Annotated in this window: 2 protein-coding genes; both read left to right on the top strand. The window is 59.8% G+C overall.

The annotated features are described in order from the left end of the window. Positions 1 to 105: 105 nt before the first annotated feature. Positions 106 to 687, top strand: coding sequence for a DinB family protein (locus ACXRVY_RS30345; RefSeq protein WP_457265985.1), 582 nt, complete (start codon positions 106 to 108; stop codon positions 685 to 687). 117 nt (positions 688 to 804) lie between these two features. Beyond that, a partial coding sequence (locus tag ACXRVY_RS30340) for a GNAT family N-acetyltransferase (protein WP_458239120.1) occupies positions 805 to 1184 on the top strand: 380 nt, incomplete at its 3' end.

The following is a 1184-nucleotide window of genomic DNA, read 5'->3' as shown; positions in this document are numbered from 1 at the left end:
GGGTTATCTGGAATTCCCGTTCCGCCGCACCCTCAGCCGATTGCAGGAAATGCAACTGCAGCGGTTTGCCGAAGTTTGATCGGGATTTGATCGGGAGCAGTGAGCATGAATCAGCCCCTGTCGCATCATTTGCTGACCATGGCCTATCAGAACGCCTGGGCCAATCACCGATTGGCCAAGGCCTGGCGTCAGTTGAGCCCGCAGGAACTGACCGCACCCCGGGTCAGTTTCTTCCCCACGATCCGCACCACTCTCAATCACATCCTCACCTGTAACTGGTTTTATGTGGACGCCCTGGAGCGCGAATTGCGCGGCGACGATCCGCATCCCGATTGCCGGGTGTTTTTCAAGGAAGACGAACCCTGCCTCGTGGCGGCGGACCTCGTTCGCGAACAGGCCCACGTCGACCGTCGGCTGATCGCCTACTGCGAGCAGATGCGCGACGCCGACCTCGGCAAAATCGTGACCATCGCCCGCGACACCCCGCAACACGACAGTCGCTTGCGCCTGCTGTCCCATTTGTTCGAACACCAGATCCATCATCGAGGACAGGTTCACGCCATGCTCAGCGGCACCTCGGTCAATCCCCCGCAACTCGACGAGTTTTTCTGTGCCGGTGAGTCGCACTTGCGGGCCGAGGATTTTGCCGAACTGGGGTGGACCGAAGCCTTGATCTGGGGCGCTTGAGCACCAGAGATTTCTGCGGTTGCGATTGTCGATACCATGGTGCTCGCGCTATGGTCAGCCGGCACTTCAGCGTGAAGTACATGCTGGGGGCTACTTCATGTGTGATCGAGGATGGAAATGGACTCCGCAGAAATTCTTGTGCTTCAGGCCAGTTACACCAATCCGGTGCATGCCGAGGCTATTTGTCTGGTGTTGAACCACTACGCCGAGGACCCGATGGGAGGTGGCCAGCCGTTGCCAGCCCATGTACTGGCGCAACTCCCGGCAGAGCTCGCCAGGCGCCCCCACGCCTTCAGTGTGCTGGCCTTTGTCGGGGGCGAGCCGGCCGGGCTGGTCAATTGCTTCGAGGGATTCTCGACCTTTGCCTGCCGGCCGCTGGTCAATGTGCACGATGTGTGCGTGGTGAAAAAGTTTCGCGGTATGGGCTTGAGCCAGAAGATGCTGCAAAAGGTCGAGGACATCGCCCGTCAGCGTGGTTGCTGCAAGCTCACCCTGGA

This window comes from Pseudomonas sp. P5_A2_2 (assembly GCF_054177685.1).
Note: the sequence above shows the minus strand (reverse complement) of the source record. Positions and strands in the feature narration are given on the sequence as shown.